This window comes from Pseudomonas sp. NPDC085632, from assembly GCF_044541255.1.
In the GTDB taxonomy this organism is placed as follows: Bacteria; Pseudomonadota; Gammaproteobacteria; order Pseudomonadales; family Pseudomonadaceae; genus Aquipseudomonas.
The window spans coordinates 171,045-195,067 of the sequence record NZ_JBITSX010000005.1 but is presented as its reverse complement, the minus strand read 5'-3'; the positions used below and the strand labels follow the sequence as shown (position 1 = coordinate 195,067).

General features: G+C 58.7%; 19 protein-coding genes. 9 read left to right on the top strand and 10 right to left on the bottom strand.

Annotated elements, in window-relative coordinates:
• Positions 1 to 29: 29 nt before the first annotated feature.
• The 4 genes from ACIF4X_RS07030 to rpoE form a co-directional block, all read right to left on the bottom strand.
• On the bottom strand, positions 30 to 1,463 hold the full coding sequence (locus tag ACIF4X_RS07030) for a DegQ family serine endoprotease (RefSeq protein ID WP_397481526.1): 1,434 nt from the start codon (positions 1,461 to 1,463) through the stop codon (positions 30 to 32).
• A 210-nt stretch (positions 1,464 to 1,673) separates the two neighbouring features.
• Positions 1,674 to 2,639 (bottom strand): MucB/RseB C-terminal domain-containing protein, encoded by a 966-nt coding sequence (locus tag ACIF4X_RS07025; RefSeq protein ID WP_397481525.1) that lies wholly within the window; start codon positions 2,637 to 2,639, stop codon positions 1,674 to 1,676.
• An 8-nt stretch (positions 2,640 to 2,647) separates the two neighbouring features.
• A complete protein-coding gene (locus ACIF4X_RS07020; protein WP_034153146.1) occupies positions 2,648 to 3,235 on the bottom strand; it encodes a sigma-E factor negative regulatory protein in 588 nt (195 codons plus the stop codon).
• Positions 3,236 to 3,265: 30 nt separating this feature from the next.
• The gene (gene rpoE, locus ACIF4X_RS07015; RefSeq protein ID WP_003172477.1) at positions 3,266 to 3,847 is read right to left on the bottom strand and encodes an RNA polymerase sigma factor RpoE; all 582 of its coding nucleotides are present in this window, start codon (positions 3,845 to 3,847) and stop codon (positions 3,266 to 3,268) included.
• 558 nt (positions 3,848 to 4,405) lie between these two features.
• On the opposite strand from rpoE, the gene nadB reads away from it, so the two are divergent.
• A complete protein-coding gene (gene nadB / locus ACIF4X_RS07010; RefSeq protein ID WP_397481524.1) occupies positions 4,406 to 6,022 on the top strand; it encodes an L-aspartate oxidase in 1,617 nt (538 codons plus the stop codon).
• On the opposite strand, the gene ACIF4X_RS07005 is transcribed toward nadB, so the two are convergent.
• Positions 5,991 to 6,443 (bottom strand): protein YgfX, encoded by a 453-nt coding sequence (locus ACIF4X_RS07005; RefSeq protein ID WP_397481522.1) that lies wholly within the window; start codon positions 6,441 to 6,443, stop codon positions 5,991 to 5,993. The genes nadB and ACIF4X_RS07005 overlap by 32 nt on opposite strands.
• Positions 6,427 to 6,681 carry a succinate dehydrogenase assembly factor 2 gene (locus ACIF4X_RS07000; RefSeq protein WP_053118052.1) on the bottom strand — a complete coding sequence of 85 codons (255 nt, stop codon included), beginning with the start codon at positions 6,679 to 6,681 and terminating at the stop codon, positions 6,427 to 6,429. Before ACIF4X_RS07000 ends, ACIF4X_RS07005 begins: the two co-directional genes overlap by 17 nt.
• A gap of 150 nt (positions 6,682 to 6,831) precedes the next feature.
• Between ACIF4X_RS07000 and ACIF4X_RS06995 the strand changes: the two genes are divergently transcribed.
• Both ACIF4X_RS06995 and ACIF4X_RS06990 read left to right on the top strand, forming a co-directional pair.
• The gene (locus ACIF4X_RS06995) at positions 6,832 to 7,773 is read left to right on the top strand and encodes a YgfZ/GcvT domain-containing protein (protein WP_397481521.1); all 942 of its coding nucleotides are present in this window, start codon (positions 6,832 to 6,834) and stop codon (positions 7,771 to 7,773) included.
• 35 nt (positions 7,774 to 7,808) lie between these two features.
• Entirely contained in the window at positions 7,809 to 8,630 is an 822-nt protein-coding gene (locus ACIF4X_RS06990) for an HDOD domain-containing protein (protein ID WP_397481519.1), read from the top strand.
• A gap of 62 nt (positions 8,631 to 8,692) precedes the next feature.
• On the opposite strand, the gene ACIF4X_RS06985 is transcribed toward ACIF4X_RS06990, so the two are convergent.
• Both ACIF4X_RS06985 and ACIF4X_RS06980 read right to left on the bottom strand, forming a co-directional pair.
• Positions 8,693 to 10,078 carry a sensor histidine kinase gene (locus ACIF4X_RS06985; protein ID WP_141128008.1) on the bottom strand — a complete coding sequence of 462 codons (1,386 nt, stop codon included), beginning with the start codon at positions 10,076 to 10,078 and terminating at the stop codon, positions 8,693 to 8,695.
• Positions 10,071 to 10,742, bottom strand: a complete 672-nt coding sequence (locus tag ACIF4X_RS06980; protein WP_007898613.1) for a response regulator — start codon at positions 10,740 to 10,742, stop codon at positions 10,071 to 10,073. The genes ACIF4X_RS06985 and ACIF4X_RS06980 overlap by 8 nt, the downstream gene beginning before the upstream one ends.
• A 236-nt stretch (positions 10,743 to 10,978) precedes the next feature.
• Between ACIF4X_RS06980 and ACIF4X_RS06975 the strand changes: the two genes are divergently transcribed.
• Genes ACIF4X_RS06975 through ACIF4X_RS06955 form a run of 5 tightly spaced genes read left to right on the top strand, consistent with a single transcriptional unit; the run spans position 10,979 to position 16,359 of the window.
• On the top strand, positions 10,979 to 12,271 hold the full coding sequence (locus ACIF4X_RS06975; protein ID WP_064119693.1) for an OprD family porin: 1,293 nt from the start codon (positions 10,979 to 10,981) through the stop codon (positions 12,269 to 12,271).
• Between the two features lie 52 nt (positions 12,272 to 12,323).
• On the top strand, positions 12,324 to 13,301 hold the full coding sequence (locus tag ACIF4X_RS06970; protein ID WP_397481517.1) for a Bug family tripartite tricarboxylate transporter substrate binding protein: 978 nt from the start codon (positions 12,324 to 12,326) through the stop codon (positions 13,299 to 13,301).
• Between the two features lie 56 nt (positions 13,302 to 13,357).
• The gene (locus ACIF4X_RS06965; protein ID WP_397481516.1) at positions 13,358 to 13,816 is read left to right on the top strand and encodes a tripartite tricarboxylate transporter TctB family protein; all 459 of its coding nucleotides are present in this window, start codon (positions 13,358 to 13,360) and stop codon (positions 13,814 to 13,816) included.
• A 1-nt stretch (position 13,817) separates the two neighbouring features.
• Complete coding sequence (locus ACIF4X_RS06960) at positions 13,818 to 15,332, top strand: tripartite tricarboxylate transporter permease (RefSeq protein ID WP_397481515.1); 1,515 nt, start codon at positions 13,818 to 13,820, stop codon at positions 15,330 to 15,332.
• Positions 15,325 to 16,359 (top strand): AbrB family transcriptional regulator, encoded by a 1,035-nt coding sequence (locus tag ACIF4X_RS06955; protein WP_397481514.1) that lies wholly within the window; start codon positions 15,325 to 15,327, stop codon positions 16,357 to 16,359. The genes ACIF4X_RS06960 and ACIF4X_RS06955 overlap by 8 nt, the downstream gene beginning before the upstream one ends.
• 114 nt (positions 16,360 to 16,473) lie before the next feature.
• Here the strand turns inward: ACIF4X_RS06955 and ung are convergent, their stop codons facing one another.
• Positions 16,474 to 17,166, bottom strand: coding sequence for a uracil-DNA glycosylase (gene ung, locus ACIF4X_RS06950; protein ID WP_064119805.1), 693 nt, complete (start codon positions 17,164 to 17,166; stop codon positions 16,474 to 16,476).
• A gap of 132 nt (positions 17,167 to 17,298) precedes the next feature.
• Between ung and ACIF4X_RS06945 the strand changes: the two genes are divergently transcribed.
• A complete protein-coding gene (locus ACIF4X_RS06945) occupies positions 17,299 to 18,411 on the top strand; it encodes an enoyl-CoA hydratase/isomerase family protein (RefSeq protein WP_397481513.1) in 1,113 nt (370 codons plus the stop codon).
• Positions 18,412 to 18,479: 68 nt separating this feature from the next.
• Here ACIF4X_RS06945 and ACIF4X_RS06940 read toward each other — a convergent pair whose 3' ends face one another.
• The gene (locus ACIF4X_RS06940) at positions 18,480 to 24,023 is read right to left on the bottom strand and encodes a calcium-binding protein (protein WP_397481512.1); all 5,544 of its coding nucleotides are present in this window, start codon (positions 24,021 to 24,023) and stop codon (positions 18,480 to 18,482) included.

Below are 24,023 nucleotides of genomic sequence, written 5' to 3'. Positions count from 1 at the left end.
GGCGGTTTCTTTTTTACCTTACCGCCGGGTTATTCAGCCAGCTTGAAGGTGATGAAGCTGGCGCGACCTTGACGCAGAACGCGCATCGACACCGAACGATTCTTCGGCAGCGCTTTGGCGATCTCGCCGAACTCCTTGGTGGAGCCGATGGCCTGGTTGTTCAGGTGAGTGATCACATCACCTGGTTGCAGACCGATCAACGCGGCAGGACCATCCTGCACTTCCTTGATCACCACACCACCTTTGAGGTCGTAGGTTTTCTTCTGCTCGGCAGTCAGCTCACCTACCGACACACCGAGGCGGTTGCTGGTGCTTTCAGCGCCGGACTTCGGCAGTGCATCCAGCTCTTTGTCTTCGTCCGGGATCGCGCCGACAGTCAGTTCGACATTCTTGCGCTTGCCCTCACGAATCACTTCCAGATTGGCTTTCGCACCGGCCTTCAATGCGCCGACCAGATGAGGCAGGTCAGCCGACATGACGATCGGCTGACCGTTCATGCTCAGGATCACGTCGCCGACTTGCAGGCCACCTTTGGCAGCCGGGCCGTCATCCTGAATCTGGGCAACCAAGGCGCCGGCGGGTTTATCCAGACCGAACGACTCGGCCAGATCCTTGTTCACTTCCTGGATAACCACGCCGAGCCAGCCACGGCTGACCTTGCCACCGCTCTTCAGCTGATTGGACACATCCATCGCCACGTCGATCGGGATCGCGAACGATACGCCCATGAAGCCGCCGGAACGGGTGTAGATCTGCGAGTTGATGCCGACCACTTCACCGTTCAGGTTAAACAACGGACCACCGGAGTTGCCCGGGTTGATCGGCACGTCAGTCTGAATGAACGGCACGTAATTTTCGTTCGGCAGACTACGACCGACGGCACTGACGATGCCTTGGGTCACGGTGTGGTCGAAGCCGAACGGCGAACCGATAGCAACGACCCACTGGCCAGCCTTCAGGTCCTGGGATTTGCCAAGCTTCAATACCGGCAGATCCTTGCCTTCAATTTTCAGCAGCGCCACGTCGGAACGTGGGTCGGTGCCGACCAGTTTGGCTTTCATTTCACTGCGATCAGCGAGACGGACGAGGATTTCGTCGGCATCGGCGATCACATGGTTGTTGGTCAGAATGTAGCCATCCGGAGAGATGATGAAGCCCGAACCCAACGACTGCGCTTCACGCTGACGACCACCACCGCCCGGCGAGCGCTGTTGAGGCGGCATGCCACGCTCGAAGAACTCGCGCAGCATCGGTGGCAGGCCTTCCAGATCAGGCATCTGCTGGTTCACTTTGCGATCCGGCAGTTTCTGCGTGGTACTGATGTTCACCACGGCTGGCGAAGCTTGTTCGACCAATTGGGTGAAGTCAGGCAGATCGGCTGCTTGCGCAGCAGGTACAGCCTGACCGAGCAACAGCACGGTGGCGAAAATGGAGAGATAAGATTTCAAACTTGGTATCGACATACAGCTCCCGTTACGACGAGCAGGGTTAAGCGATATGGAGCAAGGAACACCGGAAACCACCGACCGGCATTTTTGTTCCGGCAACAACAAACAAGGCCAGAGCCGTGAGGCTCTGACCTATAAAAAATTTTCAGGGTATTTGCAAATGAAAATGCTCAGCAAACATTTCATCTACGTCTCGACAAAGAAGTGGTAACGACTGAAATCAGCTCACTGCTTGCTGGTCGCAGTGCCTTCGGTATTACGCATCGACAGAGCAATTCGTTCGGCAGTGCCAATCGGGATCTCGCCGACCACGGTGACCATCATTTCGCCCTCAGGCGTGGTCAAGCGGCGGGAAACGGCAACGGTCGGGCCAAGTTGGGTCCGGGTATCGGTAACCGTTGCACCATTCAATGGCTCAAGGAACACCGAGAATCGCGCCAAACCGTCGTCATATAGCAAGCTATTGACCTGAGTCTTGGTTTCCGGATCTTTGTGCGAAGTGCTGCTTGTCAGAACAAAACCCGGCGGCAGCCATTCAGAGTGCCATACCTGAGCGGCCTTGACCGCCGAAGCCTTGTCGCTGTCCAACGTAATTGCCTTGCAGTCAGCGTCAGCCTGCAAATCTTTATCCGACGGTAGTTCATCAGTATCAAGACTGGTGAACTGGAAGCGTTCGAGCAACTGCCCCTTGTCGTTTAGCAGCAACGACTTCAGCGGCAAGCCCGTTTTCTTGTCCAGATGCAACTCAAACCCGTAACGATGCTGATCGCGAGGCGTCAGCGATACAATCACTGCGTCCCGGCCAGCCACGCGCGACTTGCCAATGACGGCGAGGTCATACCAGTTTTTCAGCTTTTGCGGATCGAGAGGACGAGCGGCTGAGTTGGGTGAATCCCCCAACCCGGCAATCAGGGTGCCGCTGACGCATTGAGTATGTCCATCAATGCGCACGACTTCCTGCGCCGAACCGTCGAGCTGAAGCAAACGCTCGCGGATCTGGCCATTCTGGACGCGATGCCAGATGTTATGGGTAGAAAAGCTACCGTTACGCTCGTAAACGAATGTGCCGTGAAAGCTTTGCTGCTGCTCGGCTTGACCCAGACGGCTTAACCAGTCTTGGGCCTCATCAGCGTGGGCTGGAACAATGAACCAGCCACTGAGCAGAAGCGAAAGTAGAGGTATGGCGCGCATGATCCTCCTTAACGGTTTTCCAGACTTGCAGCACGTGCGTATGGCAACGCGCTTTCAGTACCTTTCAGAGCAGCCTGTTGAGCGTGCTGACGCAGGTAGCCTGGCAGACGCTGATCGTGCCAGCCTGGCTGGCCTTGCAATACGCCGTTGGCCATCGGGCCAGTGGCTTCCGAACTCTCACTGTAGCCTGCCAGAACAGCCGGGCCTTTGACCTGTGGGGTCGCCAGCGTTGGCTGATTGGATTGCTGAGCCAGTTCGACGCCAGCGATTTCGTCCTGGTTGTACAGGCGCACACCGGCCAGAACGGCAACAGTCACCGAGGCAGCAACAGCCAGACGGCCAAGGTTGCGCCATGGGCTGCGCGATACTTTGGCCGGAGCCGTTTCGTCTTCCAGTGCAGCAGATACTGCCGCAGCGATATCCAGACGTGGCAGCAGCAAATCCTTGTGCATGGCTGCCCGAGCGATCTGGTAACGAGCCCAGGTCTCACGGGTATCAACATCATCCAGTGCATTGAGCACTCGACGCAATTCCAGTTCGTCCGCTTCGTTATCCATCACTGCGGACAGCGATTCCTGCAGGGCTTCACGACTCATGGCGTTCCTCTCTTGGCTGTCGCCGCTGTCTCAGTTTTCCTGCAACAACGGCTGCAGGGCTTTATCGATGGCCTCCCGGGCGCGGAAAATCCGGGAGCGCACGGTACCCACCGGACACTGCATGACGCTCGCAATGTCCTCGTAACTCAGACCATCGAATTCACGTAAAGTTAACGCCGTACGCAAATCCTCTGGCAGTTGCTGAATGGTTCGATGGACGGTGCCTTCTATCTCATCCCGCAGCAGTGCACGTTCTGGTGACTCGAGATCCTTGAGGCCATGATCGCCATCGTAGAACTCTGCATCCTCGGAACTTACATCACTATCCGGCGGCCGACGGCCGCGTGAAACCAGGTAATTCTTTGCCGTGTTAATGGCAATACGGTACAGCCACGTATAAAACGCACTGTCGCCGCGAAAGTTTCCAAGTGCTCGATACGCCTTGATAAAGGCTTCCTGAGCCACGTCCTGGGCTTCATGGGTGTCGTGCACAAAACGCACGATCAACCCGAGAATCTTGTGCTGATACTTCAGCACCAACAGATCGAAAGCTCGCTTGTCGCCGCGTTGAACGCGCTCGACCAGCTGCTGATCCTCTTCCTGGGTTAGCATGAACACTCCTCGATAAGCCCGGAGGAGACTTGCATAACTAAACGACCAGACTTGCAAACATAGACTCGGGCTTTTCGCAAAAGTTCTCCCCCTCAAGGCAAGTTTCCTGCGGGCTCTGATTTGGCACGCACGAAAAACGCAGCGCGGGATAAACCGGCTGCGCGAATAATCTTGTTATCGGTTTCGCCGGGCAGGAATCCAACCGCAGATTCCGCACTGAAGCCGACACGTCCCTTGTTTCTGGCACCGACTATTGATCTTGGGCCTTTGGCAAAAGTTCCAATTATTTATAGCCGTGACCATCCGACATTGGGCAACTCTGGACAGAAAATTCCTGTTTCAGCGGCGATACAGTCGCCTTTTCCCCAAACGGGTGAAAAAAACTTCCGACGAAGCACCCGGTTTTTTCCGTCACAGTAGTTTCACAATGCCATATCGGCCCGGCTATTGTGCCGCCCCACCCCTCTATATACTAGTGGGCTGTGTGGCTGTCTTGACGCGCCGATCCAGCTGTCGTGCGCCACCCCCGACCCGGGTCGCTTTGAGCGGAATCCTGTAATGAGCCAACAATTCCAACATGATGTTCTGGTCATAGGCAGCGGTGCTGCCGGTTTGAGTCTCGCGCTGACCCTGCCGGGTCATTTGCGCATTGCCGTATTGAGCAAAGGCGATCTCGCCAACGGATCGACTTTTTGGGCCCAAGGTGGCGTCGCCGCCGTACTCGACGACACCGACACTGTCGAATCCCATGTTGATGACACCCTGAACGCCGGCGGTGGTCTGTGCCATGAAGACGCCGTGCGTTTTACCGTGGAGCACAGCCGCGAAGCCATTCAGTGGCTGATCGACCAAGGTGTGCCGTTCACCCGCGACGATCAGTCCGGCACCGAAGATGGCGGATTCGAATTCCACCTCACCCGCGAGGGCGGTCACAGCCACCGCCGCATCATCCATGCGGCGGACGCTACCGGCGCGGCCATCTTCAAAACCTTGCTGGCTCAGGCCAAAGAGCGCCCGAACGTTGAACTGCTGGAACAACGGGTTGCCGTCGACCTGATCACCGAACGTCGCCTGGGCCTGGAAGGTGAGCGCTGCCTCGGCGCCTACGTGCTCAACCGCAAAACCGGCGAAGTCGACACCTACGGCGCACGTTTTGTGATTCTGGCCTCGGGCGGCGCCGCCAAGGTCTACCTCTATACCAGCAATCCCGATGGCGCCTGCGGTGATGGCATCGCCATGGCCTGGCGCTCGGGTTGCCGGGTGGCGAACCTGGAATTCAACCAGTTCCACCCGACCTGCCTGTATCACCCGCAGGCCAAGAGCTTTCTGATCACCGAAGCCCTGCGCGGCGAAGGCGCCCATTTGAAGCTGCCCAATGGCGAACGCTTCATGTATCGCTTCGATAAACGCGCCGAACTGGCACCGCGCGACATCGTCGCTCGGGCCATCGACCATGAAATGAAGCGTCTGGGTGTCGACTGCGTCTATCTCGACATCAGCCACAAACCCGAAGACTTCATCAAGACCCACTTCCCCACTGTTTATGAGCGCTGCCTCGGTTTCGGTATCGACATCACCAAACAACCTATTCCGGTCGTACCCGCCGCGCACTACACCTGCGGTGGCGTGATGGTCGATCAACAAGGTCGCACCGATGTGCCGGGCCTGTATGCCATCGGCGAAACCAGCTTCACCGGCCTGCACGGCGCCAACCGCATGGCCAGCAACTCGCTGCTGGAATGCTTTGTCTATGCGCGCTCGGCAGCGGCGGACATCCTCGCGCAACTGGACGATGTCGCCGCGCCAAGCGCCCTGCCCGTCTGGGACGCCAGTCAGGTGACCGACTCGGACGAGGACGTGATCATCGCGCACAACTGGGATGAACTGCGGCGGTTCATGTGGGACTACGTTGGTATCGTGCGCACCAACAAGCGCCTGCAACGAGCGCAGCACCGTGTGCGCCTGCTGCTGGACGAGATCGACGAGTTCTATAGCAACTATAAAGTCAGCCGCGACCTGATCGAGTTGCGTAACCTGGCACAAGTCGCCGAACTGATGATCTGCTCAGCCATGGAACGCAAGGAAAGTCGCGGCCTGCACTACACGCTCGACTACCCCGACATGCTGCCCGAGGCGCTCGACACTATTCTGGTGCCGCCCACCTACGCCGGCTGAACTTGAGCCGTACTCGCAGGCGCCGATGTAAATCGGCTGTCTGCGAGTCTCGGGGTACACAAACCGATCTGACCCGCCATTCGCCGCGCAAGCGAAAACGCAGCACCACGATCAAGGGCAGCGCGAGACTGTCCGGGCGCAGCTGTGCCGATTGCCAACCATCAGCCTGATTCCACACCTGCCAACCATCGGCGTCCCGACGTAATCCACTAAAGGCCTTGGGATGACTCAGCAGAACCTGTTGAGGCAACACCCGAAATCCGTGAAGCAGACAGCCAAAAGCCCCGAGCAGACTGGCCCAGAGTGGAATAGAAAGCAGAAACAACGAACCCAGTGCGAACGCCTGGGCCAACAGATACGCCGCCAGCAGCTGCCGTGAGGCATGCCAGCGGCATTCGAATGTGTTACTTGGGCTGGACACGGTCCAGGATCATGCGAACCATGCGCTGCAGTTCAGGATCTTCAGACTCGCTGCGCTCCATGAACCAGCCGAACATGTCCTGATCCTCGCACGTCAGCAGCCGCACATACAGATCGCGATCCACCTGGTTCAACGTCGCGTAGACCTCTTTCACGAATGGCACCAGCAACACGTCAAGCTCAAGCATGCCGCGACGGCTGTGCCAAAAGAGGCGATTCAGTTCAACTTGTTCGACCATGGAGCCCTCCTCAAATTTGCCGGCAAGTATACAGCCCCGAGGCGGGTCGCACAGTCGGCTTTGGTCGGGCACCACCGATCCTTTATCAACTACCCATTTCACCAACGCGCCCTTATGATGTGCCCCAGTCTATTTACCCTGCGATGACCCATGGCCGATTCTGCTTTTTTCTGCACCCTGTCTCATGAAGGCGTTCTCGCGGTTCGCGGCGCGGATGCCGGAAAATTCCTGCAAGGCCAGTTGACCTGCAACCTCAATTACCTGAGCGACAGCCGCGCCAGCCTCGGCGCCCGCTGCACGCAGAAAGGCCGGATGCAGTCGAGCTTCCGCATTCTGCTCGAAGGTGACGGCGTGGTCCTGGCAATGGCCAGCGAGTTGCTGGAGTCACAACTGGCGGACCTGAAAAAATACGCGGTGTTCTCCAAATCGAAACTGACCGACGAGAGCGCCGCCTGGGCGCGCTTCGGCCTGGAGCACGGCGACAGTGCCTTGGCCAGCCTCGGCCTGGACCTGCCGGCGGAAACCGACAGCGTCGTGCGCAGCGAAGGTCTGATCGCCATTCGCGTCTCGCCGGATCGCGCCGAACTCTGGGTCCCGGCCGATCAGGCCGACGCGATAAAAGCCGAATTGTCCGCAACCCTGCCTGAAGCCGAGCTGAATCAATGGCTACTGGGCCAGATCCGTGCCGGTATCGGTCAGGTCATGCCAAGCACCCGCGAGCTGTTCATCCCGCAGATGCTCAACCTGCAAGCCGTTGGCGGCGTAAGTTTCAAGAAAGGCTGCTACACCGGCCAGGAAATCGTTGCGCGCATGCAGTACCTGGGCAAACTCAAGCGTCGTCTGTACCGCCTGAGCCTGAATGCTACCGAGTTGCCGGCGCCGGGCACGCCGTTGTTCGCACCTAGCCACAACAGCGCTGTCGGCGAAGTGGTACTGGCCGCCCATGCCGGACAAAACATTGAACTCCTGGCGGTGCTACAGGCCGAAGCTGCCGAAGCGGGCGATCTGCACGTGGGTGCTCTCGAAGGCCCGGCGCTGCACTTGCTCGACCTGCCTTACGAACTGGATCGCGACCGCGAAATCCAGCGCTGATCGCAGCATTTGTTGCAACACCCTAGAGAGTTTAAATGAGCGAACTGGCGGAAAAGGTCCAACAGGATTTGGTTGAGGCCATCGATAACGATGACCTGGTTCTGCCCACGTTGCCGGAAGTGGCCCTGCAGATTCGCAAGGCCGCTGAAGACCCGGAAATCAGCGTCAGCGACCTGAGCAAAGTGATCGGCCGTGACACGGCGCTGTCAGCGCGCCTGATCAAAGTGGTCAACAGCCCACTGCTGCGCGCCGCACAGGAAGTCACCGACCTGCACACCGCCATCACCCGGCTGGGCATCAACTACAGCAGCAACCTGGCGATCGGCCTGGTGATGGAGCAGATCTTCCACGCCCGCTCCGAAGTGGTCGAGCAGAAAATGCGCGAAGTCTGGCGCAAGAGCCTGGAAATTGCCGGCGTCAGTTATGCGCTGTGCCGCCGCTACACACAACTCAAACCCGATCAGGCGGCGCTCGGCGGACTGGTGCATCAGATCGGCGTGCTGCCGATTCTGACCTATGCCGAAGACCACTACGAACTGCTGTCGGACCCGGTCAGCCTCAACCATGTGATCGATCACATTCACCCGTTGCTGGGCGACAAGCTCCTGCGGGTCTGGGAGTTTCCGGAACGTCTGGTGGAGTTACCGGGGCGCTACCAGGACTTCAAGCGCGATTCGACGACCATCGATTACGTCGATCTGGTGCAAGTGGCGAGCCTCTATTGCCACAAGGACACTGATCATCCATTTGCGCGGATTGATCCAATGACGGTTCCGGCGTTCAGAAAGCTTGGGATTGATCAGGAGAACAAGGAACTGTGCGCGGATCTGGAAGAGTCGCGCACGATGTTTTACTGATTAAAAACCGAGGTGCGCCCTTCGCGAGCAGGCTCGCGAAGGGGCCAGCAAAACCACCATAATCACCCGGCAATAAAACTGACCCGCACCTTCAACCCCGCCTGCTCACCGTCATGCAAACTGATCTGGGCCAGATGTGCTCGACAGATCTCACCGACAATCGCCAGCCCCAGCCCCGAACCCGCCACCTGCTGATTACGCCGATAGAAGCGCTCGAACACCCGATCACGTTCCTCCAGCGGGATGCCCGGGCCGTCATCTTCCACCTCAAGTATTGCCGGTGCGGTCACGCGCAAAATGACGTTGCCGCCCGGTGGCGTGTGCGCCAGTGCGTTGTCCACCAGATTGCTCAGCAACTCATTCAGCAACGTCGGCTCACCGCGCAACCACACCGGCTCGTCCGCCTCCAGCGCCAGCGCAACCCCGCGCTTGTGCGCCAGCGGCGCCATGGCCATGCCCAGTTCCCGGGCCAACTGACTCAGATCGAGCAACTGCGCGCCGCCCTCGGCAATCGCCCGGGCACCGTTTTCGACGCGCGCCAGCGACAGCAACTGATTGGCCAGATGGGTCAAGCGATCAGTGCTTTGCGCCGAGGACTCCAATGTCGTGCGCCACGTCTCGGGTTCGTTCGAGCGCAGGCCCAATTCAAGCCGCGCCTTGAGCGCCGCCAAGGGGGTGCGTAACTCATGAGCCGCGTCGGCGATGAACTGCGCCTGGCGTTCAAACTGCCCGCGCAGACGCTCGGTAAAATGGTTGAGCCCACGCACCAACGGCCACAGTTCATGCTGCACTTCAACCAATGGCAGCGGCCGCAAGTCATCGGGCTGACGTTCTTCCACTGCTGTGCGCAAACGCTCCAATGGGCGCAATGCGGCACTGACCGCAAACCAGACCAGCAACAACGCGCCAATCGCCAGCATGCCCAATCGCAGCAAGGTATCGGCCGCCAGACTGCGCGCCATGCTCACCCGTGCTTCATCGGTTTCAGCCACGCGGATTTCCGCCATACCGTTCATGTTCGGCTCGGTCACCGCCTTGAGCAGGCTGACCACGCGCACGTTTTGCCCTTTGTAGGTGGCGTTGTAGAAGCGCGCCAACGCGGGGTAGCTGTCAGTGCGCGGCGTCCCCGGCGGCGGGCCGGGGAGGTTTTCGTAGCCGGAAATCAGCTTTTGATGGATGTCGTTGACCTGATAATAAATACGCCCGGCACTGTCATAAGCGAAAGTATCGAGTGCCACGTAAGGCACATCGGCACTCAGTGTGCCGTCACGTTGCGACAGACCGGCCGCGATGGTCCGCGCCGAGGCCAGTAACGTGCGGTCGTACGCCGTGTCGGCGGCTTCGCGACCATTCCAGTAAGCGCTCAAGCCACTGGCGAGCATCAACACCACCAGCAACAACGCGAGGTTCCACAACAACCGCCAGCGCAGGCTACTGGGCTTATGCATCGCGGCTTTCCAGCAGATAACCGAGGCCGCGGAAGGTCACGATGGCCACCGGTTGACCGTCGAGTTTCTTGCGCAAGCGGTGCACGTAGATTTCGATGGCATCGGGGCTGGCTTCTTCGTCGAGGCCGAATACCTGGGCGGCCAGTTGCTCCTTGCTCATCACCCGTCCCGGGCGGGCGATCAGCGCTTCGAGCACGGCTTGTTCGCGTGAGGTCAGCGTCAGTAATTCTTCGCCGAGGGTGAAGCGTCGGGTGTCGAGGTCGTAGGCCAGTACGCCGCAGCGCTGCTGACGCTCGCCGCCCAGCACACTGCGGCGCAGCAAGGCTTTGACCCGCGCTTCCAGTTCAGTCAGTTCGAACGGTTTGGCGAGGTAATCGTCGGCGCCCAGATTGAGGCCATGGACGCGATCCTTCACATCACTGCGCGCGGTCAGCATCAGCACCGGCAGATTCTTGCCGCGTGCACGCAAACGCGCCAGCACCTCGAAACCGTCCATGCGCGGCAGGCCGACATCGAGGATCGCCACCGCATATTCCTCGCTGCTCAAGGCCAGATCGGCGGCCACGCCATCGTGCAACACATCCACGGTCAGACCGGTGCTCTTGAGCGCCTGAGCGACGCTTTCGGCCAGTTGCAGATGGTCTTCGACGAGCAGAACACGCATGGATTTTTACCTCGTTCAGGGATGGCCGGCGCCACGCTTTGCCGCGGAGTTTACAGCCGCAACCGCCGCTGTGAAGCCCGAAAACCGTGAAAGTCAGCTGAAAGGTTAGTGAAAGGTTAGCCGGTTAGAGTCGGCCCACGGACAGTCCCGACTGCCGTCGCTGCTGCCACACAGCGCTACGAAAAACGCCACGAAGCGTTTTCGACCAATAAGAACAATAAACGGAGTACACCCGCATGCCGTCCATGCAGCCTCAGGCATTCACGCCTGTTCGCCCTTCCCGTTTCAGCCACACCGCCCTCGCCAGTGCCGCCGCCCTTGCCGGTTTTTCGCCGCTGAGTTTTGCCGACTTCATCGAAGACAGCAGCGCCACCTTCGAAACCCGCAACATGTATTTCAACCGCGACTTTCGCGATGGCACCAGCGCCCAGCAATCCAAGCGTGACGAATGGGCTCAGGGCTTCATGCTCAATCTGCAATCGGGTTACACCGACGGCACCGTGGGGTTCGGTGTCGATGCTTTAGGCATGCTCGGAGTAAAACTTGATTCAAGCCCGGACCGCACCGGTACCGGCCTGCTGCCGACCCATGATGACGGACGCGCGGCGGATGAATACTCCAAAGTCGGCCTGACCGGCAAAGTGAAAATTTCCGCCACCGAGCTGAAAATCGGCAGCCTGATTCCTGAACTGCCGATCCTCAAACCGAACGACGGGCGCATCCTGCCGCAGACCTTTGAAGGCGGCTTGCTGACCTCCAAAGAGATCAAGAACCTGACCTTCACCGGCGGCCGTCTGGAGAAAGCCAAGGATCGCGACAGCACCGATTTCGAGGACATCGCCCTCAACAACAAGAACAGCCGTTTTGCCGGCACCGCCGCTGGCAAGCACTTCGATTTTGGCGGCGTGGACTACAAGTTCACCGACAAGATCACCGGCAGTTACCACTTCGCCCAACTCGACGAAGTCTACAACCAGCACTTCTTCGGCCTGGTCGCCTCACGGCCGATGGGTCCCGGCACGTTTGCCACTGACCTGCGTTTCGCCGTCAGTGATGATCAGGGCGCAGCCCGTGGCGGCGAAATCGACAATCGCTCGCTCAATGGTCTGGTCAGCTACGCGCTGAGCGGCCACAAGTTCAGCGCCGGTTATCAACACATGTCCGGCGACAGCGCTTTTCCGTATGTCGATGGCAGCGACCCGTACCTGGTCAACTTCGTGCAGATCAACGATTTCGCCGGCGCTGAAGAACGCTCCTGGCAGGCGCGCTACGACTTCGACTTCGCCAAACTCGGCATCCCTGGCCTGAGCTTCATGAGCCGCTACTTGAGCGGTGACAACATCAAGCTCAAGAACGGCGAAGAAGGCAAAGAGTGGGAGCGCAACACCGAGATCAAATATGTAGTACAAAGCGGCGCCTTGAAGGATGTCGCCGTGCGTTTGCGTAATGCCACTTACCGCTCCAACTACTCGGCTCGCGATGCAGACGAAGTGCGTTTGCTGGTGAGCTACAGCGTTGCCCTTTGGTAATGCCCGTTGGTGGAAAACACGTCGAATAACAACAATGCCCGTGGAGAATCAAATGAACCTGTCACTGCGTAAAGTTGCACTGGCCGCCAGCTGCGTCCTGTTTGCCGGCCAACTGATGGCTGAACCGAAACGTCCGGAATGTATCGCCCCGGCATCGCCGGGCGGTGGTTTCGACCTGACCTGCAAACTGGTGCAGAGCGCACTGGTCAACGAAAAACTGCTGAGCAAACCGATGCGCGTGACTTACATGCCCGGCGGTGTCGGCGCAGTGGCGTACAACGCCGTGGTCGCTCAGCGCCCTGCCGATGCCGGCACGCTGGTGGCGTGGTCGAGCGGTTCGCTGTTGAACCTGGCCCAAGGCAAGTTCGGGCGTTTCGATGAAACCAACGTGCGCTGGCTGGCAGCGGTCGGCACCAGCTACGGTGCCATCGCGGTGAAAAGCGATTCGCCCTACAAAACCCTCGACGATCTCGTGCAGGCGCTGAAGAAAGATCCAAGCTCGGTGGTGATCGGTTCAGGCGGCACTGTCGGCAGCCAGGACTGGATGCAAACCGCACTGATCGCCAAGGCTGCCGGGATCAACCCGCGTGACCTGCGTTACGTGGCGCTTGAAGGTGGCGGCGAAATCGCCACCGCCCTGCTCGGCGGTCACATCCAGGTCGGCAGTACCGACATCTCCGACTCCATGCCGCACATCCAGAGTGGCGACATGCGTCTGCTCGCGGTGTTCGCCGACAAGCGTCTCGACGAGCCGGAAATGAAAGACATCCCGACCGCGCGCGAGCAAGGCTACGACATCGTCTGGCCGGTAGTGCGCGGCTTCTACCTGGGGCCAAAAGTCAGCGATGAAGACTACGCCTGGTGGAAAGACTCGTTCGACAAACTGCTGGCCTCGCCGGAGTTCGCCAAGCTGCGCGATCAGCGTGAACTGTTCCCGTTCGCCATGACCGGCCCGGAACTGGACACCTACGTGAAGAAGCAGGTTGCGGACTACAAAGTGCTGGCCAAAGAGTTCGGCCTGATCCAGTGATCGTCCCTGTCTAGCGGCCGCGTTCCCGGTTGCGGGGACGCGGCACAGGAGCCCCCATGCTTATTCAACGCATTTTCGCCTCGGTGTTGTTGCTGGTCTGTGTCGGCCTGGCACTGATGGCGTGGCCGTACCAAGCGGCTTTTTCCTACGAACCGGTCGGCCCGCGTGCCTTTCCCCTGTTGATGCTTGCCCTGATGGGCGCGGCACTGCTGTACATGGTGTTCCGTCCGGCCGCGATCAAACACAGTGATGACGAGCCGCCACTGGATCGTGAAACCCTGACCAAGATCGGCATCTGCGTGGTGTTGTTGCTGGTGTTCGCCGGCACTTTCGAACCCCTGGGTTTCATCGTCGCCAGCATTATCACCGGCGTACCGATGGCTCGCCTCTACGGTGGCCGCTGGCTGCCGAGCGTGGTGATCATCAGCCTGATGGCCATCGGTCTTTACCTGTTGTTCGACCGCGTGATGGACGTTCCGCTGCCTCTCGGCCTGCTCAGCGTTCTGGAGAACTGATATGGATACTCTTGGCTATTTGGGTCAGGGTTTCGGCGTCGCGCTGAGCCCGTACAACCTGGTGACCGCGTTGTGCGGCACGCTGATCGGCACCGTGGTCGGCCTGTTGCCGGGCCTGGGCCCGATCAACGGCGTGGCATTGCTGATCCCGATCGCATTCGCCCTTGGCCTGCCGCCGGAGTCGGCGCTGATCCTGCTGGCAGCGGTGTATCTGGGCTGCGAATACGGCGGCCGGATCAGCTCGATCCTGCTGAACATTCCCGGCGAAGCATCGACCGTGATGACCACCCTCGACGGTTACCCGATGGCCCGCAAAGGACTCGCCGGTGTGGCGCTGTCGTTGTCGGCGTGGAGTTCGTTCATCGGTGCGTTTATCGCCACCTGCGGCATGGTGCTGTTCGCGCCGTTGCTGGCGAAATGGGCGATTGCCTTCGGCCCGGCGGAATACTTCGTGTTGATGGTGTTTGCGATTGTCTGTCTCGGCGGCATGGCCGGTGATCGTCCGTTGAAAACCTTCATCGCGGCGCTGATCGGTCTGTTCCTCTCGACCGTCGGCATCGACGCCAACAGCGGTGTCTATCGCTTCACCGGCGACAACATTCACCTGACTGACGGGATTCAATTCGTCGTGCTGGTGCTGGGCCTGTTCTCCATCAGCGAAATCCTCCTGCTGCTGGAAAAAACCCACCACGGCCAGGAAGCGGTGAAAGCCACCGGTCGCATGATGTTCAACTTCAAGGAAGCGGCGTCGGTGTTCGTCGTCAACATCCGTTGCGGCGTGTTGGGCTTCATCATGGGCGTGTTGCCGGGTGCCGGCGCGACCCTCGCCAGCGCCGTGGCCTACATGACCGAGAAGCGCATCGCCGGTACCAGCGGCAAGTTCGGTGAAGGTGACCCCCGTGGCCTCGCCGCGCCGGAAACCGCCATTGGCGGCGCTGCATGCGGCGCACTGGTGCCGATGCTGACCCTTGGCGTACCGGGTTCGGGCACCACCGCGGTGATGATCGGCGCGCTGTCGCTGTACAACATCACGCCGGGCCCGCTGCTGTTCCAGCAACAACCGGACATCGTCTGGGGCCTGATCGCGTCGTTGTTCATCGCCAACGTCATGCTGGTGATTCTCAACATCCCGATGATCCGTGTGTTCACCCGCATCCTCGCCGTGCCGAACTGGGCGCTGGTGCCGGTCATCGCGATCATTACCGGGATCGGCGTTTACGCGGTGCACGCCACCACGTTCGACCTGTTCCTGATGATCGGTATCGGCATCTTCGGCTACATCCTGCGCAAGCTGGATTTCCCGTTGTCACCGCTGCTGCTGGGCTTCATCCTCGGCGGTCTGATGGAGCAAAATCTGCGTCGCGCGCTGTCGATCTCCAACGGTGCGCTGGAAATCCTCTGGTCGAGCCCGATTACTTTCGGGGTCTGGGTACTGACGGCGATCATGCTGCTGATGCCGATCATCCGCATCTGGCGTAAACGTTCGGCCGCGCAACGCGCCATTGCCGATGTTTGATCGGTCCTCCCTGAAATCCTGGTGGGGAACCCCGCTGGTCGGTCTGCTTGGCGGTTACCTCGCCAGCCAGATCGGCTGGCCTCTGCCGTGGATGGTCGGCTCGTTGCTGGCGATCATCCTCGTGCGCTGCCTGACCCCATGGCAACTCACCGAAATCCCTGGCGGCCGCAAGTGCGGCCAGTGGATCGTCGGCATCGGCATCGGCCTGCATTTCACTCCGGTGGTGATGGAGCAGGTACTCAGTCATTTCGGCTTGATCTTCTTCGGTGCGCTGGTCACCAGTCTGTCGGCGGTGGTCGGCGTGTGGCTGATGCGCCGCACGGGTGAGGATCGCGCCACGGCGTTTTTCTCGAGCATGCCCGGCGGTTCCGGGGAGATGGTCAACCTCGGCGCGCGTAACGGCGCGATGCTCAGCCACGTCGCGGCGGGGCAGAGTTTGCGTGTGTTGGTGGTGGTGTTGTGTGTGCCGGCGGCGTTCAAGTATCTGCTCGGTGACGGTAATCCGATTTCACACGCGGGCAGCGTCGATTGGCGCTGGCTGGCGATTTTGTTTCCGGCGGGCGGTTTGCTCGCGTGGCTCTGGCAGCGTTTGCGTCAGCCGAATCCGTGGCTGTTCGGACCGTTGCTGGTGAGTGCGGCGGTGAGCATTGGTTGGGATTTGCACATCGGTTTGCCCAATGGCGGCAGTCAGATTGGTCAGTGGTTGATCGGTAGCGGCTTGGGTTGTCACTTCAACCGGCAGTTCTTCCGCCGTGCGCCTTCATTCATGGGGCGGACGTTGATTGGCACGGCGTTGACTATGTTGATCGCGAGTTTGGCGGCGTTGGGGTTGAGTGCGCTGACCCATCTGGATCTGCGTTCGCTGACCTTGGGCATGATGCCCGGCGGGATTGCCGAGATGAGTCTGACGGCGGAGACCCTGCAACTGTCGGTGCCGCTGGTGACGGCGATGCAGGTGATGCGGTTGTTGTTTGTGCTGTTTCTGGCGGAGCCGTTGTTCAAGTACTGGAATCGTAATCCCGAGTAAAACCGTGTCGACTTCATCGCTGGCAAGCCAGCTCCCACAGGTTTTTGAGGTGTTCACATAATCTGTGGCACCCACAAAACCCTGTGAGAGCTGGCTTGCCAGCGATGGGCCCCTTCAAATCGGCGGTAAACGCCACTCGATCGGCGTCTCGCCATTCTGCTCAAGAAATTTGTTCGTCCGGCCAAAGTGCCCACACCCCAAAAACCCGCGATACGCCGACAACGGCGACGGATGTACCGACGTCAGCACCAGATGTTTAGTCGCATCAATCAGCTTCTGTTTACTCTGCGCATGCGCGCCCCAGAGCATGAACACCAGATGCGGCTGGCGCTCGCTGACCAGTTCAATGATCCGGTCGGTGAAAAACTGCCAGCCCTTGTCCTTGTGCGCATTGGCATTGGCGCGCTCGACGGTCATGGTGGTGTTGATCATCAACACACCCTGATCGGCCCAGCTCTGCAGGTAACCGTGATTGGGAATGTCGATGTTGAGGTCGCGCTTCAGCTCTTTATAGATGTTGACCAGCGATGGCGGCGCCGGCACGCCCGGTTGCACCGAGAAGCACAAGCCATGGGCCTGACCCGGGCCGTGATACGGGTCCTGACCGAGGATCACCACCTTCACTTTATCCAGCGGCGTCGAATTCAAGGCATTGAAAATCATCGGTCCCGGCGGATAGATTTCCTTGCCGGCCGCCCGCTCCTGCTGCAGAAACTGGCGCAACTCTGCCATGTAAGGCTGGTCGAACTCAGCACGCAGTGCCTCCTTCCAGCTCGGTTCGAGTTTGATACGGTCGTCAGCAGTCATGGTCATACCCGGCAAAAACAATGGGGCGAACCCTAGGAAAGCCGACCACGCTTGTCAATTGATCTGACGCAGATCCGGCACTTTCCCACACAACGATCATACTGATCGTTCAAATTCCCGATCGAGGTCACGATGAATCTGCACTTCGAAGAACTCACCGGCACCGACGGCGCCCGCATCGGTATCGCCAGCCTGGATGCTGAAAAATCGCTGAACGCGTTGTCCCTGCCGATGATCAACGCCCTCAGCGACAAGTTGAACGCTTGGGCCAAGGACCCGCAAATCGTCTGCGTGCTGCTGCGCGGCAATGGCGCCAAGGCCTTCTGCGCCGGCGGCGAAGTGCGCAGCCTGGTCGACGCCTGTCGCGCCCACCCGGGCGAAGTACCGCCGCTGGCCGCGCAGTTTTTCAGCGCGGAATACCGCCTGGATTACAGCCTGCACACCTATCCGAAACCGCTGATCTGCTGGGGCCATGGGTATGTGCTCGGCGGCGGCATGGGCCTGCTGCAAGGCGCGAGTACGCGGATTGTCACACCGAGCAGTCGTTTGGCCATGCCGGAAATCACCATTGGTCTGTATCCGGACGTCGGCGCCAGTTGGTTTCTCGCCCGGCTGCCGGGCAAGCTCGGCTTGTTTCTGGGCCTGACCGGTGCGCACATGAACGCCCGTGATGCGATCGATCTGGATCTGGCTGACCGCTTCCTGCTCGACGAACAGCAACCAGACCTGATCGAAGGCCTGCTGCAACTGAATTGGCAGGAACAGACCGACGTGCAACTCAACAGCCTGCTCAAGGCCCTGCAACAGGAAGCCGTGGCGCAAATACCCGAGGCGCAGTGGTTGCCGCGTCGGCAGCAGATCGACGAACTGCTCGATGTCAGCGACGTCACCTGCGCCTGGAAAGCCATCAGCCTGCAACGCGACAGCAGCGACCCGTTGATTGCCCGCGCGGCGAAAACCATGAGCGAAGGCTCACCGCTGACCGCGCATCTGGTCTGGGAGCAGATCATCCGCGCTCGGCATATGTCGCTGGCCGAAGTTTTTCAGATGGAATACACCCTGAGCCTCAATTGCTGCCGGCACCCGGAGTTCAGCGAAGGGGTTCGCGCGCGGTTGATCGACAAGGATCAGAAGCCGCACTGGCACTGGCCGGACATTAACAGCGTCCCGGACGCAGTGGTTGAGGCGCACTTTCACAAAGTGTGGGAGGGGCGGCATCCGTTGGCGGATTTGACGCAGTATTGAACTGACGCGATGCTCGCGATGACGACTGGATTCCCATCGCGAGCTGGCTCAATCGGTCGCCATACGACTCAGACATTCAGCTCGTAAAACTGAATGATCTCTATCATCGCCCGCTGCGCTTCTTCGTCGCCCTTTATCAAAATGTCTTCGACATCCCTCAATGGCGGAAGAGGATGCAGACGTTCAGCAATCTGCATCGCGCTGTAGTCTTGAGTCGCTGTTCCTTCGCTGACTCTTATGAAGCCGATAGCGCTTTCGCCTGCGGCAAAATGATTGGAAACCCGGATTTTCGGTGCCATGCCGTAATCCACCACGATCACCAGATCATCGCGCTCACGGTGAAACTTCAAGTTGTCGATCGTCAGCCTGCGTTCGGAAAAGTCGATCCCGTCAAGGCCTTCTCCGCGATTGATGATCACGTCCCTGCCGAGGCCATCGTATCGGTAGATATCATTTCCGGCGCCGCCGGTTAGCGTGTCATTGCCCGGCCCACCCAACAGCAGATCATCACCGGGGCTGCCCGTGAGCACGTCATCCCCTTCCATGCCGCGGATTTTCCCCGCGCCGCTTATCGTGTCGTTGCCTCGACCACCGACTAACGGCAGCGCCCGGCCGTCTCGCAGAGACGTAAAACGCGTTGAATTGTTAACGGTTACACCCGTATGAAAAGTCTCGGGCGCAGGGCCCAGCTGACTTGACTCCAAGAGTTGTTTCAAACTCACGACCGACCCATCGGCGAAATTCAAGAGCTCAATCCCGGCCCCCTCAAGTTCACCGTTGAGGGGCAAGACGATGCGAACTTTCTGTATCCCACCCCAATTGATATCGAGTGTCGGATGGAGCATTTTGGCTCTTGGCGGATTGCGGTGTGCCCCGCGAGCTGGGTTGGGTTCCAGGTCGACATGTGTGGTTTCTATCAGCGCAGCACCCCAACTCAATTGCAGTGCATCGCGCTGCGCATCTGCTGGAAGGACGACCGTGTCCTGATCGATCAATCCGAACTCGTCTTTCCACCCCGCTGCGCCAACTTCTGCTCGGTGGAAAACAGGGTTCGGCACATCCGCAATCGTGGTAGTTGCTCCGGCGTGCGCTTGCACGATGTAGGTGTCGGCACCGTCTTCACCGTAAAGCCAATCTTCCCCTGCCCCGCTGACCAGATAGTCGGCGCCCTCGGAGCCCAGCAAGGTGTCGTCACCTGCACCTGCGGATAAAAACGCGCCCGGTGTTCTCTCGCCGACAGTGCCGTAGGCAAGTGGGGAGCCTGCATAAGCGACAATCAGATCGTCTCCCGCGCCGCCGTGGAAAACGTTTTCCACTTCGACGTTGACTCGCCCGCCGGCATCGTCGCCAGGGACGATTTTGCGTTTGATCGTTTCAGTTGTGACATCCCAGCGAAACGCCTTGGGCACCGTTTCCCCCGAACCGAAGCTTGCTGCCGGATAGATGTACCAACCCTCAAGCGCGCCGGATTCCTTACGGTCTTCAACCAATACATCTCCCGTATTGAATGAAAAGCCGTTGGCCGAGCCGGATCGATAATAGCGAGGCGCCTGACGTGAAGAGGCTATGGCTCCATCGGCTTTCACCTGTTTATGTTCGATACGGGTTGTGGTTTTCGACTGCCTTTCACTGACCACGGCATGCCCTGCATCAACCTTCATCCATGGCGGCGTTTCAGACAGTGTTCCCGCTTCGACGCCGTCATCGCTCAGCTCGGTGTGAGTGATGTAACCGGTGTCGCTAGTCGTGATATGACTGCGAACCCAGATGCCTTGATCACTCAAGGTGAAACCTATGGCGTGTTTGCGGGCGTAGCGCTTGGATTTGATTTGCGCGAGGAATTTTTCAGTCCAGTCAACGGGGTGATCAGATGCCACAGGGCGTTGCGCCGCGATGGTTACATCGTCTGGCTGAACCGGATCTTCAACTTTGCTTTGCTGGATTCCTGTGGCGGTTACAACTTCCGGTACAGGTGACTCGGGCACCTTTATCGGCGGCAATGTTTTGCGCAGGACATCCTCATAACCAAGTACAACGCCATCGCTGAAACTGAACGTGGAATCCTTCCACTGCTCGTGACTCTTGATGAGTATCGCGTCGCCCGCGCCATTGGCCAGCCGCAATACCGTGCCGACGGCAACTTCGATAATGTCGGCTTTCAGACTTTGTGCGCAAAAGCCTGCGCCGAACCTGATGATGTTGCGGCCGCCGGCGTCGGTAACAATATCCAGACCATCGCCAGCGCCGAAATAGTAAACATCAGCGCCGTCATGGCCTTCCAGCACGTCGTTACCGGCACCACCATCAAAAACGTTATTGCCGGAATCTCCACGAAGGTGGTCTACACCCTCCCCGCCCAACAATGTGTCGTTGCCACCACCACCCAGCAAGGTATCGTTGCCTGAACCACCGTCCAGATAATCTGCGCCGTGCTCAGCCTCAGCTCTCTGCTCGTAGTCGCCGGATAAAATGTCATCATCAGCGCCACCGTAAAGTGTGTCGGCGCCCAAGCCGCCCAAAAGGGTATCGTTTCCTTCATCGCCTTGAAGGTAATCATTGTTGATTCCCCCTGACTGCAGGTTGGACACATCGCCATCCAGCACGTCAGCTCCTGCGCCACCAATCAGGGTATCGGAGCCACCCATTCCCTGAAGTGTGTCATCGCCCGCTCCGCCATCAAGTAAATCATTGCCGTGATACCGAATCGGATGCTCAGCATAATCTCCGGCCAGCGCGTCGTTACCTTCACCTCCGAACAGCAGATCATCCGCCCCGCCCCCCAAAAGTTTGTCGTCTCCCGCACCACCGTCCAGCAGGTCATTTCCAAAAAAGTGGGCGGCGTCACCGGCAACGCCGCCAAGTACAATGTCATCCCCCTGGAGAGTGTCATTGCCTGAGCCACCATAAATCGCATCGGCTCCAGCGTTACCAGTGAGCCAATCATCGCCACTGCCACCGTCCAATACATCGTTGCCATGGTGTTTGCTTTGTAGTCCACCGCCCCAGTCGAGGTTGTCTCCCATCATTGTGTCGTTACCGCTTCCCCCGGCCAGGGTGTCATTCCCCCCCTCTCCCCCAAGAAGATCATCTTCAGTTCCGCCATCGAGCAGATCGTCGCCCCATCCGCCATTGAGAACATCGCGACCGCCCTGGCCGTAGAGAACATCGTTATCGCCCTCCGTCGAACTGTTAAAGGAGGCCTTTGAAAAGACAGTTCGGTGACTGGTGACACCACCGCCTATAAGAACTTCGACGCGTTTGAATCCCCATTTCTGCTCCAGCGCGCCGGTCGTTTCATCCCCTGATAAAACGTCATCTCCCGCACCTCCAATCAGCGTATCCCGATCGTTACCGCCCAGAAGCACGTCCTGGGATGCCGTACCGATGAGCAAATCGTGACCTGCCCCTCCATCAAGCCAATCGCCGCGAGTTGCTTTCCCTTTAGAGTCGCCAGCGGCCATGGCTTTTTCGAGCGTCGTCCGTTTATCCCCAAACAACTGATCGTTTCCGTCCTTGCCGAACAATCGGTCTGATCCGCCAAGTCCGAGAATGACGTCGTCTTTTGCAGAGCCATAAAGCACATCGGCCTTGTTTCTCTGTTTTACGTTGGCCAATAACAAGGCGTTGCCCAGCTCATCGTATGAGAACTGATCCCCGGGAACATTGGGGTCGATATCTTTCGCTTTCCAGTCGCCCTGAAGAACCAGATCGGGACCAGAGACCGTATGGCCTTGGTATTCAGGAAGACGGATGCCAAGCATCCCGGGGCGGAAGTGCTTGATAACGACGAGATCATTCAGACCATATTTGATGTTGAGCGTGGGTTCATTGCGTTCTTCGATGAGGGTCAGGGTGATTGCCTGATCCTCGGTCGACCATATATCGCTCAAAGGGGCGCGGCGTTTGAGTGAAGGTATCGGCGAACCGTTGATCCATAGCTGCCCATTTACGTTGGCGTCGAAGATCTCATCGATGCCATCACCGCTGGAAAACTCATAGCGGTCGCTGCCTTCGCCACCGATCAAAGAGTCGTTACCCTTTCCTCCAGCCAAAACGTCATCACCCGCCATTCCGTGCAGCGCATCATTGCCGTCGCCTCCGGCAAGCAAGTCGTTGCCGCGTCCACCCTCGATGACATCGTGACCTGCCAGTCCGTTGATCGTGTCATTGCCCGCGCCACCATACAGATGATCAGTGTTCGCACCGCCCGCGAAAGACCGCGCGCCGTCATCACCGAACATGACCAGCGGATTCAGCACACCGGTGGTCATCGGCGCCTGTTTACCTGAAGCCAGATCGGAGTAGGAAAACTTCTGCAGCGAGTGTTCTCCAAACGAGCCCTGAGTTCGGGCAATCAACCGGGCCAACATCTGCGCACGATCGGCAAGCCATTGCGCGGTGATGAAACCTTCGCCGGTCAGCGGATCGTAGAGTTCCAGTCCGCGTCCGGAGTAACCGTCAGCTCGTTGTATGACGATTTCACTGAGTTGCTTCAGAGAATTGCGCAGCGCCAGGCCGATGGGTGTCGACTCGCCAGCAAGTTTTACCCATGAATTCGCGTTTCCGTATTCACCTATTGATCGGGTGACGATGCTGTGGGACTGCTCTGGTGAAAATGCCGAGAAGAATGCGTGAGCGTTGGTGGCGAAGGTTTCATCGGTGGTAGGCGGCGCTGCTGAATCGCCGTCGTAGGTGCGCTTGAACATGTCCAGGAATTCGTTCTGGCCATAGCGCAATATCAGGTCGACCACCGCGGAAACCGGCGTGCCTTTCACTACATGCTGAATCAGCGGATTGAGGCTGCCACTGGCGAGCGCGATATTGATTTGCTCCGGCACGACTGAAAGCAGACTTTGCAATGGATTGACGCCGAAATTGCTGATCGCCGCTCGCAGGCCGACACTGTATGAATCGATGGCGAACAGAATATTTTTATAGTCATCGAGCCTGTTGGCTTTTGCTTGAGTCGGCGGGCTGCCATCTTCCCCTTGCGAATCACCAGCGGAGATCAATCTCCAGGTTTCATAGGGCGGTGCTCCACCCAACAGGCTGAATCCGACGGTCCCGGACCAACCGGCGTTATGGCTCACGGCTGTATCCTTCTCTCCGCAAGCCTCACTGAACAGTGCCTTGCCGATCGCACTGGCATCAATCTCTGCAATCTGGCTGATGGATGGAACCGTCCAGGGTGCCAGTCGACCGGCGAGGGATCCGTCGATCAAGGTATTGATGAAATTGGCGGCGACCTGATTCGATGACAGCTGCATCAGCTCTCCACTGAAGATTTTATTCAGTCTCAGTTCACCTTGCCGCGAGGTATAACCGCGAATCAGGGCGGAGTAGGCACCCTTTCCACCGTTGGCATCAATGGCCACGGCAAGCCAGAGCCTGGCGCTTTCAAGAATTTTTCCAGCCTCCTCATTGACAGCGAAAACTTCAGAAATTCTTCCACCGATAATATCGAATAGCTTTTGATACAGGGGAGCGCAGTTAGCCCCCGCTATTCCCAGTGCCTCGTACTCAATTTTTTTTGAGAGAAGCCTTATACCTTTGCAAATATTGGCTGCGTTAAAAATCGCTGTTTTTTCCATATCGCTAAAAACATAACTCAT

Coding starts and splice junctions, on each gene's coding strand:
- ACIF4X_RS07000 (WP_053118052.1), bottom strand. CDS start 6,681: ATGGTCGAACAAGTTGAACTGAATCGCCTCTTTTGGCACAGCCGTCGC.
- ACIF4X_RS06965 (WP_397481516.1), top strand. CDS start 13,358: ATGCTTATTCAACGCATTTTCGCCTCGGTGTTGTTGCTGGTCTGTGTC.
- ACIF4X_RS06990 (WP_397481519.1), top strand. CDS start 7,809: ATGAGCGAACTGGCGGAAAAGGTCCAACAGGATTTGGTTGAGGCCATC.
- ACIF4X_RS06955 (WP_397481514.1), top strand. CDS start 15,325: ATGTTTGATCGGTCCTCCCTGAAATCCTGGTGGGGAACCCCGCTGGTC.
- rpoE (WP_003172477.1), bottom strand. CDS start 3,847: ATGCTAACCCAGGAAGAGGATCAGCAGCTGGTCGAGCGCGTTCAACGC.
- ACIF4X_RS06970 (WP_397481517.1), top strand. CDS start 12,324: ATGAACCTGTCACTGCGTAAAGTTGCACTGGCCGCCAGCTGCGTCCTG.
- ACIF4X_RS06985 (WP_141128008.1), bottom strand. CDS start 10,078: ATGCATAAGCCCAGTAGCCTGCGCTGGCGGTTGTTGTGGAACCTCGCG.
- ACIF4X_RS06995 (WP_397481521.1), top strand. CDS start 6,832: ATGGCCGATTCTGCTTTTTTCTGCACCCTGTCTCATGAAGGCGTTCTC.
- ACIF4X_RS07030 (WP_397481526.1), bottom strand. CDS start 1,463: ATGTCGATACCAAGTTTGAAATCTTATCTCTCCATTTTCGCCACCGTG.
- ACIF4X_RS06980 (WP_007898613.1), bottom strand. CDS start 10,742: ATGCGTGTTCTGCTCGTCGAAGACCATCTGCAACTGGCCGAAAGCGTC.
- ACIF4X_RS07020 (WP_034153146.1), bottom strand. CDS start 3,235: ATGAGTCGTGAAGCCCTGCAGGAATCGCTGTCCGCAGTGATGGATAAC.
- ACIF4X_RS06975 (WP_064119693.1), top strand. CDS start 10,979: ATGCCGTCCATGCAGCCTCAGGCATTCACGCCTGTTCGCCCTTCCCGT.
- ACIF4X_RS06945 (WP_397481513.1), top strand. CDS start 17,299: ATGAATCTGCACTTCGAAGAACTCACCGGCACCGACGGCGCCCGCATC.
- ung (WP_064119805.1), bottom strand. CDS start 17,166: ATGACTGCTGACGACCGTATCAAACTCGAACCGAGCTGGAAGGAGGCA.
- ACIF4X_RS06960 (WP_397481515.1), top strand. CDS start 13,818: ATGGATACTCTTGGCTATTTGGGTCAGGGTTTCGGCGTCGCGCTGAGC.
- ACIF4X_RS07025 (WP_397481525.1), bottom strand. CDS start 2,639: ATGCGCGCCATACCTCTACTTTCGCTTCTGCTCAGTGGCTGGTTCATT.
- ACIF4X_RS06940 (WP_397481512.1), bottom strand. CDS start 24,023: ATGAGTTATGTTTTTAGCGATATGGAAAAAACAGCGATTTTTAACGCA.
- nadB (WP_397481524.1), top strand. CDS start 4,406: ATGAGCCAACAATTCCAACATGATGTTCTGGTCATAGGCAGCGGTGCT.